This is a genomic window from Flavobacterium sp., from assembly GCF_035456225.1.
Lineage (GTDB): Bacteria > Bacteroidota > Bacteroidia > Flavobacteriales > Flavobacteriaceae > Flavobacterium.
Genome location: NZ_DATIDM010000123.1, coordinates 1 through 10,282, shown reverse-complemented (window position 1 = coordinate 10,282; position 10,282 = coordinate 1). Strand labels below are relative to the sequence as shown.

Sequence of the window (10,282 nt, the reverse complement as noted above, 5' to 3'; positions counted from 1 at the left end):
CTCCAAATATACTACTTCCAATCCGAACCATATTACTCCCGCATTTAATTGCGAGTTCATAATCACCTGACATTCCCATGGACAGAATGGAAAGGTTAAAGTTGAAAGCTGAAAACTCTTTGTATTTGTCGAAAATCTGTTTAAGATGCTGAAACTCTTTTTTGATTTGTTCCTGGTTCTCTGTGAACGTTGCCATTCCCATCAAACCAACGATTCTAATGTTCTGAAAATTTTTAAACTCTTCTGAATTCAGAATTTCATCAATTTCATTTTCGCTTAATCCGAATTTGGTTTCTTCTTCGGCAATATAAACCTGAAGCAGACAGTTGATTGTTTTTCTGTATCGTTTGCCTTGTCTGTCAATTTCTTTCAATAATTTAAAGCTGTCCACTCCATGAATCAGTTTTACAAAAGGGACCATGTATTTCACCTTATTCGTTTGGACATGGCCAATCATGTGCCACTGAATGTCTTTTGGCATTTGTTGCCACTTTTCAGTCATTTCCTGAACTTTATTTTCTCCGAAAATGCGCTGACCGGCTTCGTAAGCTTCCATCAAATCACTAACCGGTTTGGTTTTAGAAACGGCTACCAAAGTTACATCGGCTGGTAATGTGGAATTTATATGCTGAAGATTGGATTGAATTGACATGGTAATTGTTTAAAATCAGGAATTAATAATAGATTTCAAATAAATCTCCTTACAAAATTAGTAAAGAAAGGGAAAAAAACTCAAAACCTGATATCAACGAAATTCTTCTTTTTTCAATATGAAAAATCTTTTTTCTTTACTCTTTATTCTATTTTCTGAAAAAATCACAACTCATACACCACCAAACCACTTCTGAATTTAGGTTCTATATAAGTGCTTTTTGGAGGCATAATCATGTTTAGATCAGCTATGGCTTTAATTTCCTCAATATTGATAGGGTAGAGCATGAAACCTACTTTGTGTTCCCCGCTGTCAACCATATCCTTTATTGAAGTAATTGATTTTGTTCCGGGAACATAGGCGATGCGCTCATCGGTTCGTAAATCGCCAAGTCCTAAAACGGGTTGTAAGATGGTATCGTATAAAATTTGTGCATCTAATCGTTCAAGAACATTTTTAAATGAAAATTGTTCTTCTTTCAATCGTAAAGCGTAAAATTCACCATCAAGGTACATTCCGAATTCAAACTTGTGTTTCGGTTTCCACAACTCTTGTTTTTTGGTTTTTATGATGAAGTTTTTAGCAATTTCTTTAATGAAATCGTCTTTCGAGTGACCGTTTAAATCGCTTATTACCCGATTGTATTCGTAAATCTTAACATTCGAATCCGGAATAAGGAAACTCATGAAATAATTCAGGTTTTCGTTTCCGGACGCCTTATTTTCTTCGTACAGTAATTCAGATGAAGCAGAACGGTGGTGACCATCTGCGATGTACAACGTACCAATTTCCGAGAATTGTTTCTCCAGCCAATTGATTTCATCCAAATCAGAAACCGACCAAAGAATATGTTTTTCCTTGTTGGTGGTCGAAAATTCGTAAACAGGGCGTGATTTTTTCTTGTTAGCAATCCACTCGGAAAGTATCGGATTGTCTTTATATGTTATTAAGACCGGTTCGGTATTAAAACCGGTTTCGTGTAAATAATCCTTAAATAAATCCACACGGTACTGAAGTGTGTCCTCATGTTTTCTGATAATATTCTTTTGGTAATCTTCCACAGAGGTTCCGGCTAAAATACCTGTAAATGTATGTCGGTTTGAATGAATTTCATAGACATAAAACACCGGGCTTTCTTCCTGAATCAAAATTCCTTCATTCTTAAAATCCAGGTATTTGTGCTCAACCAATTTAAAACGCTTTTCCCAACCTAACTTCTGTTGGTTTACATACGCCGGATTAAGAATGTGCAGGAAAGAAAACGGGTTAAACTCAAGCTGGGCTGCAAGTTCGGCTGCTCCATAATCATCGTAAGATCGTGAAGTTATAAGACTGACTTTATCAGGTGTAGGACGGACTGCCTTGAAAGGAATTATTTTGGCCATATTTTTAGTTTACAGTCCCAGTCGCAGTATTCAAAACTCTGAAAACTGCGACTGAAAACTGTGACTTTTATGCAAATTGTTTAGAAACTTTCTCTGCTTTTTTGCTTTCGGAATAATCGTAGAAACCTTCTCCGGATTTTACTCCAAGTTTTCCTGCCATTACCATATTTACCAATAACGGACATGGTGCATATTTAGGGTTTTTGAATCCGTCGTACATTACGTTTAAGATGGACAAACATACGTCAAGTCCGATAAAATCAGCTAATTGAAGTGGTCCCATTGGGTGTGCCATACCTAATTTCATAACCGTATCGATTTCCTGAACACCAGCAACGCCATTGTATAATGTTTCGATAGATTCGTTAATCATCGGCATTAAAATACGGTTAGCAACGAATCCAGGGTAGTCATTTACTTCGGTTGGAACTTTACCTAATTTAACGGAAAGATCCATGATGATTTTAGTAACTTCATCAGAAGTGTTATAACCGCGGATGATTTCAACCAATTTCATAATAGGCACCGGATTCATAAAGTGCATTCCGATAACTCTTTCAGGATGAACTACCTGTGCAGCAATTTGCGTAATTGAAATTGAAGATGTATTGGTAGCTAAAATTGCGTTATGATCACAAACTTCGCTTAATTGTTTGAAGATGTTTAATTTTAATACAACATTTTCTGTAGCAGCTTCCACTACTAAATCACAACCTACAACACCGTCTTTTACATCAGTATATGTGATGATGTTTCCGATAGTTTTGTGTTTATCTTCTTCGGTAATAGAACCTTTTGCAACCATACGGTCAAGGTTAGCAGCTATTGTTGCCATTCCTTTTTCCAGGGCTTTTTCTGAAATATCAATCAATTTTACGGTGAAACCTGATTGTGCAAAAGTGTGAGCTATTCCGTTGCCCATGGTTCCTGATCCGATTACAGCTATGTTTTTCATTTTGTATTTTAAGATTTAAGAAATTTTAAAGATTTTTTTACCCTGATTAACACTGATTTTTTAATCCGTGAATCTGCGGTTGATTTTTTTATTTTTTTTCCATGCAGTCGATAATCTGATAGGCAACACGTAGTGCTTCGGTAGCCTGTTCCAGCGTTACTACAGGGGTCGTATTGTTATTGATTGCATCTGCGAAAGTTTCCAGTTCGTCTAAAATAGCATTGTTTTGTTCAATTGACGGATTATCGTAATAGATTTGTTTTTTAATGCCTTCCGCATTCTGTAAAATCATGTCGAAATCACCCGGAACATCAGGTGCATCTTTCATTTTAACGACTTCACATACTTTGTCAAGATAGTCTACAGAGATGTAAGCATCTTTTTGGAAAAAACGTGATTTACGCATGTTTTTCATTGAAATTCGGCTGGACGTGATATTGGCCACACAACCGTTTTCAAACTCAATTCTTGCATTAGAAATGTCTGGAGAATCACTTATTACAGAAACACCGCTTGCACTCACAGTTGCCACTTTTGAATTGACAACGCTTAAAATAGCATCAATGTCGTGTATCATCAAATCCAGAACTACCGGAACATCAGTACCTCTCGGATTGAATTCAGCCAATCGGTGCGTTTCGATAAACATCGGATTTTCAATTTTATCTTTCACAGCCTTAAACGCCGGATTGAAACGTTCCACATGACCAACCTGACCTTTAACATTATATTCTTTGGCTAAAGCTATAATCTCTTCGGCCTCTTCTACAGTAGTGGAAATCGGTTTTTCAATAAAAACGTGTTTTCCTGATTTGATGGCGACTTTGGCGCATTTATAGTGGGAAAGGGTAGGTGTTACAATATCAACAACGTCTACGGCGTGGATTAATTTTGCTATGGTATCGAATCGTTTATAACCAAATTCGGCAGCAATTTTTTCGGCGTATTCCTGATTTTCATCGTAAAAGCCTACTAATTCATATTTTTCAGACTGATTGAGTAATCGTAAATGTATTTTTCCAAGGTGACCCGCACCTAAAACGCCTACTTTGAGTGGTTTATTCATATTTTTATGGTAAAATATGTGTTGGCAATGTTTTTTAATTGTTTTTCACTAATTCTGTTTCCTAATAATCTTTATAAAAAAACTAAACAGGAGACATAAACTTTTGGTGATTCAAAATTATTCTAAAAAAATGTCTTTTTGCAAAAAAATGTAAATTAATATTAAAAAAGTTCTGCTTAAGAAGGATTATGATTGTAAATGTGGGCAAAATACTTCATTAAATTTTGCTTAAAATGTCTTAAGTCATGTAATTGGAACAATATTCTTGCTAAATTTGAGTAATGAAAAAATCAGTAGTTATATTACTTCTTTCACTATATCTTCTTGGAACTACCCAATTGAGGGAACTACTGAAATTTCCTGTTTTAATAGAACATTTTACTGAACACAGAGAAGACAGCCCAAACATTGATTTTTGGGATTTCTTATGCCTGCATTATTCTAAAAGCAGCGATTATGATAAAGATTTGGATCGCGACATGCAACTTCCCTTCAAAACATTTTCTCAAAATAGTGTGTATGATATCGCACTCCTTTCCGATGATGATAGCGAAGTTTTTTTAATAAGTAATGCTATCTTTGTTGAAGAAAAACAAAGCCTTATGTATGAAGGTTTTATTTTTACATCAACCTATCTTTCAAATATTTGGCAGCCCCCGAAATCTTGCTAATTTATTGTTTTAAATGAAAATCAGTTTTTGATTGATTTTCTGTTTTTTAAAAATTTAAATTAACATAAGATTTATGCTTACTAAAATTATAGAGTTTTCTGTAAGGAATAAACTCATTGTAGGTTTAATGATAGTTGCCTTAGTTATTATAGGCATTTATCAAACCACCAGATTACCAATTGATGCGGTTCCGGATATTACTAATAATCAGGTTCAGGTCATCACTATTGCACCTTCTTTCGGGGCAAATGATATTGAAAGATTAGTGACTTTTCCGGTAGAACAATCCGTTAGTAATATAGCCGGGACTTCTCAGGTTCGAAGTTTCTCCCGTTTCGGGTTGTCTTTGGTTACTATTGTTTTCGATGACGATATCGATATTTACTGGGCAAGGCAGCAGGTAGCTGAACGCATTAAACAGGTTCAGGACAGGATTCCAAAAGGAATAGGAGCTCCGGAATTAGGACCGATTTCAACCGGGTTGGGAGAAATCTATCAGTATGTTATCCGACCGGAAAAAGGATACGAGAAACAATTCAGCTTAACAGAGCTTCGAACAATTCAGGATTGGATTGTCCGTCGGCAGTTACTTAGTGTAAAAGGCGTTGCCGAGGTGAGTAGTTTCGGCGGAAAATTGAAGCAGTTTGAAATTGCGGTCAGCTCTGATAAACTAAGTGCCCACGGGGTAACGATTAATGATGTTTTTGATGCTCTTGAAGGTAATAACCAAAATACGGGAGGGGCATATATAGAGAAAGGACCAACCGTTTTATACATTCGAAGCGAAGGGCTAATCGGAAGTGTAGATGATATAAAAAACATCGCGATTCAAGTAAAAGACATTGAAACGCCTCTTTTTATAAGGGACATAGCCGAAGTGCGGACGGGCTACGCCACACGTTACGGAGCCATGTGCTATAACGATGAAGGGGAAGTGGCCGGTGCCGTGGTCATGATGCTTAAAGGCGCCAACAGTAACCATGTAATCAAAAATGTAAAAGAGCAAATCGCTAAAATACAGAAAACCTTACCCAAAGGTGTAGTTATTGAGCCTTTTTTAGACCGTACCAAAATGGTTAACAATGCCATCGGAACGGTACAGACTAATTTATTGGAAGGAGCCTTAATTGTTGTATTGGTCCTGGTTTTGTTTTTAGGAAATCTTCGTGCCGGCCTGCTTGTAGCTTCCGTGATTCCGTTATCGATGTTGTTTGCCATTTGTATGATGAATCTTTTTGGCGTAAGCGGAAATCTGATGAGTCTTGGTGCGCTGGATTTCGGTTTAATCATCGACGGTGCTGTTATCATTGTAGAATCTGTCATGCACCATTTGTCGCATAATGCGAAATATCGCAAGATGACTGACCTGTCTAAAAATGAAATGGACACCACGGTCATAGGTTCAGCCAGTATCATGATGAACAGCGCAGTTTTTGGGCAGATGATTATATTGATAGTTTATTTACCGATCTTAACATTGCAGGGTATCGAAGGAAAAATGTTTAAACCAATGGCGGAAACCGTTGCTTTTGCCTTGCTGGGAGCATTTTTGTTATCGCTGACTTATATACCCATGATGAGTTCTTATGTATTAAGTCGAAAAATTAACCAGGGGCCTAATTTTTCCGATCGCATAATGACAAGAGTGGAAGTTTCATTTCAAAAATTGCAGGTTAGAATTTTAAAGCAGCCTAAGTTTGTGTTGGTAACGGTTTTAATTCTTTTTGCTGGAGCTGTTTTTACGTTGTCCCGAATGGGAGGAGAGTTCATCCCAACCTTGGAAGAAGGTGATTTTGCTGTAGAAACAAGGGTTTTAAAAGGAAGCAGTCTAACCACTACAATTGAAAGTACTCAAAAAGCAGCACATATATTGAAAAGTCGTTTTCCGGAAGTAGAGAAAGTGGTAACCAAAATAGGCAGCGGAGAAGTTCCGACCGATCCAATGCCAATGGACGCCAGCGACATGATCGTGGTACTCAAAGATAAAATTGATTGGACATCCGCAAAATCATTCCCCGAGCTTTCCGAAAAGATGAGTAAGGCGTTGGAAGATGTTCCCGGAATTACTGTTGGTTTTCAATATCCGGTACAAATGCGTTTCAATGAGCTGATGACAGGTGCCCGTCAGGATGTTGTGGTAAAAGTATTTGGTGAACATCTGGATACACTTGCTTCTACAGCCGCTAAAATCGGTAAGATAGTCAATGGGGTTCAGGGTGCTCAAAATCTTTACATTGAACCTGTAACAGGAATGCCGCAGGTAATAATTCAATATAACAGACCTGTAATTGCGCAGTACGGTTTGTCAATTTCGGATATAAATCGCGTGGTAAATACTGCCTTTGCGGGACAAACTGCCGGTTTGGTGTATGAAGGGGAAAAACATTTCGATATGGTAGTACGTCTGACAGATGATAACAGAAAAAATGTCAATGATATTCAACAACTTCTTATTCCGACGGATTCCGGAGAACAGATTCCATTGGAGCAATTAGCCGATGTGGAAATCAAAGACGGGCCCAATCAAATTCAAAGGGAAAATGCTCAAAGAAGAATTATCGTAGGTTTTAATGTAAAAGACCGCGATGTACAAAGTATAGTGGAGGAATTACAGAAGAAAGTTGCCAGTCAGATCAAATTGCCTGTAGGATATTCCATCACATATGGCGGATCGTTTGAAAATCTGAATCAGGCAAAAGAGCGTTTACTAATTGCCGTTCCTGTTTCTTTAGTATTAATTTTCCTTTTACTCTTTTTTGCATTTAATTCGATTAAAGAAAGTTTACTGATATATTCTGCAATTCCTTTATCCGCTATTGGAGGTGTCTTCTTCTTGGTTCTTCGAGGCATGCCATTTAGTATTAGTGCCGGTATTGGTTTTATTGCTCTTTTCGGTGTTTCGGTTTTGAATGGAATTGTACTGATTGCCGAATTCAACCGACTCAAAAAAACGGGAATGACCAATTTGACACGAATTGTAGTGGAAGGTACTAGAAAACGTTTACGTCCCGTTTTAATGACGGCATTTGTAGCTTCTTTAGGTTTTATGCCTATGGCTTTAAGCAATGGAGCCGGAGCCGAAGTACAACGACCGCTGGCAACTGTAGTAATTGGAGGTTTACTTGTTGCCACTTTCTTAACGCTTTTTGTATTACCTCTTTTATATATTCAATTTGAAAAAGGAATTTCCATGAATATCTTGAGAAAAAAATTACCTGTTATCCTTATACTGATGATGATATCAGGAGTGTCGGCGAATGCACAGACAAAAATCAGTCTGGAGAAGGCTATAGCGACCGCTTTGGAGAATAATCATAAACTGAAAAATGAAAAAATGAAATCAGAATATGCCAAAGCTACAATCGAAACTGCAGCAGATTTGCCCCAAACCAATCTTACAGCAGATTACGGGCAGATCAACAGTGCTTACAATGATACAAGGTTTGGCATTACACAAAGTTTCGCGTTTCCAACACTTTACAGCAGGCAAAAGCAGTTTAATACAGAGGAATGGAAACAAAGTGTTTTGAGTGTTTCTTTGAAGGAGTATGAACTTAAAAAAATGGTTACCCAAGCCTTTTACGCTTTGGCTTATCTTCAACAGAAAGAACAACTTTTACAAAAAGCAGACACACTGTACAGTAATTTTTATGCAAAATCCGAACTTCGTTTGCGAAAAGGAGAAAGCAATGTGCTGGAAAAAACTACGGCAGAAAACCAAAAAAGTGAGATAATGATTAGGCTGAAACAGATTCGGCAGGAAATAACAATGACTTCACTTGAGTTTCAGTTGTTGCTTAATACGGAGAAACAATATGTTCCGGATGCTCCAAAGCAGATTCTGACTTTATCTGAAACTACGGAAGATATTTCGCAGAACCCATATTTGCTTAAGGTAGAGCATCAGAAACAGATTGCAGAAAAACAAACTAAAGTGGAGCAGGCCAAGCTTTTACCTTCAGTAGTGCTCGGGTATTACAATGCCAGTTTTAATGGAGTTGGACCGGATGGAGTTAATTATACTTCCGGCAATCGTTTTAATGCCGTCCAGGCCGGTGTATCAGTGCCTTTTCTTACTTTCGGTCAGCGTGCCCGGGTGAAAACTGCAAAAATTGCCGAACAGATTGCCGAACAGGAATTTCAAACAACTCATATGGCCCTGCAAACAGAGCGCAGTAAGCTTCTTTCATTATACCAAAGCAATCTTGAAATCGTAAAATATTACCAGGCTACAGGATTGAAAAATACGGAAATCATACTTAAAACCGCGCAACTGCAATTTGCTGACGGTGAGATCAATTATCTTGATTTCGTTGTGCTTGTCAATCAGGCCCTGACGATTCAGAACAATTATGTTGATGCGGTTTGGGCGCTGAATGAAAGTATTGTTAAAATCAATTATCTTAATTTAAATTAAAATCAGATGAAACATACATCTTCTGTTGAAAATATGAAATCAATTATTTATCAAGGCTTTAAGTGCGTTTTACTTTTGTGTTTGCCGATTTTTTTAGTGCATTGCAAAACGGAACCACAATCGGAACCACAATCGGAACCGAAAGCAGATGAAAACACAGTGGTCCTGACCGATGCTCAATTAAAAAACGCCGAATTGACTTTTACTAAATTGTCTGAGAAAAATATAGCATCGGTTTTAAAGTTAAACGGGAAAATTGATGTACCGCCACAAAATATGATTTCGGTTAGCGTTCCCTTGGGAGGTTATCTGAAACACACCAAACTTCTTCCGGGGATGTCAATTCGAAAAGGACAGGTAATTGCAACAATGGAAAACCCGGAATACGCTCAGTTGCAACAGAATTATCTGCAGGCAAAATCAAAATACAGTTATGCTCTTTTAGATTATAACCGGCAAAGGGATTTAAGCCAAAGTCAGGCGGCCAGCGACAAAGTGATGCAACAGGCACAAACCGAGATGACCAATCAGCAGGTTGCCATGAATGCTTTGGGAGAGCAGCTGAAACTTATCAATATTAATCCGAATACATTAACTGCGTCCAAAATTTCCAACAGTATTTCGGTTTTGAGTCCGATTAACGGTTTTGTGAGTAAAGTAAATGTGAATGTAGGTAAGTACGTTACGCCTTCTGATGTACTGTTTGAATTAATCAACCCATCGGATATCCATCTGAACCTGAAAGTGTATGAAAGTGATGTGAATTCCCTAAAGATCGGACAATCGGTTACAGCTTACAGTAACGCTCAACCGGACAAAAAATACAAGGCGAGAATCATGCTTATCAGCAGCGGTATTTCGACGAACGGTCTGACAGAAATTCATTGTTCTTTTACGAATTATGCAAAAGAACTACTTCCGGGTTTGTATATGAACGCAGATGTTGAAACCATAAATTCTGTTGACAATTCCCTTCCGGAACAAAGTATAGTAACTTTTGAAGGTAAAAAGTTTGTATTTGTGGTTACAGAAAAGCGTTCCTATAAAATGCAGGAAGTGGATTTAGGAACCGAGGAAAATGGTTTTGTTACCATTAGGAATCATGAAGAGCTTAAAGGAAAAACCATTGTGAATAA

The 10,282-nt window shown here is 37.5% G+C and carries 7 protein-coding genes; 3 read left to right on the top strand and 4 right to left on the bottom strand.

Annotation, left to right across the window (positions count from 1 at the left end; genetic code table 11):
* From VLB74_RS07420 to VLB74_RS07405, 4 genes are all read right to left on the bottom strand, one after another.
* The coding region (locus VLB74_RS07420) for a YggS family pyridoxal phosphate-dependent enzyme (RefSeq protein ID WP_325202825.1) at positions 1–652 on the bottom strand (652 nt) is incomplete at its 3' end.
* 164 nt (positions 653–816) lie between these two features.
* Positions 817–2,037: a DUF1015 domain-containing protein gene (locus VLB74_RS07415; protein WP_325202824.1), complete on the bottom strand. Its 1,221-nt coding sequence runs from the start codon at positions 2,035–2,037 to the stop codon at positions 817–819.
* Between the two features lie 67 nt (positions 2,038–2,104).
* Complete coding sequence (locus tag VLB74_RS07410; RefSeq protein WP_325202823.1) at positions 2,105–2,992, bottom strand: 3-hydroxyacyl-CoA dehydrogenase family protein; 888 nt, start codon at positions 2,990–2,992, stop codon at positions 2,105–2,107.
* A gap of 88 nt (positions 2,993–3,080) precedes the next feature.
* Positions 3,081–4,058: a Gfo/Idh/MocA family protein gene (locus tag VLB74_RS07405; protein WP_325202822.1), complete on the bottom strand. Its 978-nt coding sequence runs from the start codon at positions 4,056–4,058 to the stop codon at positions 3,081–3,083.
* Positions 4,059–4,339: 281 nt separating this feature from the next.
* On the opposite strand from VLB74_RS07405, the gene VLB74_RS07400 reads away from it, so the two are divergent.
* The 3 genes from VLB74_RS07400 to VLB74_RS07390 form a co-directional block, all read left to right on the top strand.
* Complete coding sequence (locus VLB74_RS07400; RefSeq protein ID WP_325202821.1) at positions 4,340–4,729, top strand: hypothetical protein; 390 nt, start codon at positions 4,340–4,342, stop codon at positions 4,727–4,729.
* A gap of 73 nt (positions 4,730–4,802) precedes the next feature.
* The gene (locus tag VLB74_RS07395; RefSeq protein WP_325202820.1) at positions 4,803–9,146 is read left to right on the top strand and encodes a CusA/CzcA family heavy metal efflux RND transporter; all 4,344 of its coding nucleotides are present in this window, start codon (positions 4,803–4,805) and stop codon (positions 9,144–9,146) included.
* Between the two features lie 33 nt (positions 9,147–9,179).
* Positions 9,180–10,282: efflux RND transporter periplasmic adaptor subunit (locus VLB74_RS07390; protein WP_325202819.1), on the top strand; the 1,103-nt coding region annotated here is incomplete at its 3' end.

Bases quoted from the DNA above. Each gene is read 5' to 3' on its own strand.
- VLB74_RS07400 (WP_325202821.1), top strand. From the start codon at position 4,340: ATGAAAAAATCAGTAGTTATATTACTTCTTTCACTATATCTTCTTGGA.
- VLB74_RS07415 (WP_325202824.1), bottom strand. From the start codon at position 2,037: ATGGCCAAAATAATTCCTTTCAAGGCAGTCCGTCCTACACCTGATAAA.
- VLB74_RS07410 (WP_325202823.1), bottom strand. From the start codon at position 2,992: ATGAAAAACATAGCTGTAATCGGATCAGGAACCATGGGCAACGGAATA.
- VLB74_RS07405 (WP_325202822.1), bottom strand. From the start codon at position 4,058: ATGAATAAACCACTCAAAGTAGGCGTTTTAGGTGCGGGTCACCTTGGA.
- VLB74_RS07395 (WP_325202820.1), top strand. From the start codon at position 4,803: ATGCTTACTAAAATTATAGAGTTTTCTGTAAGGAATAAACTCATTGTA.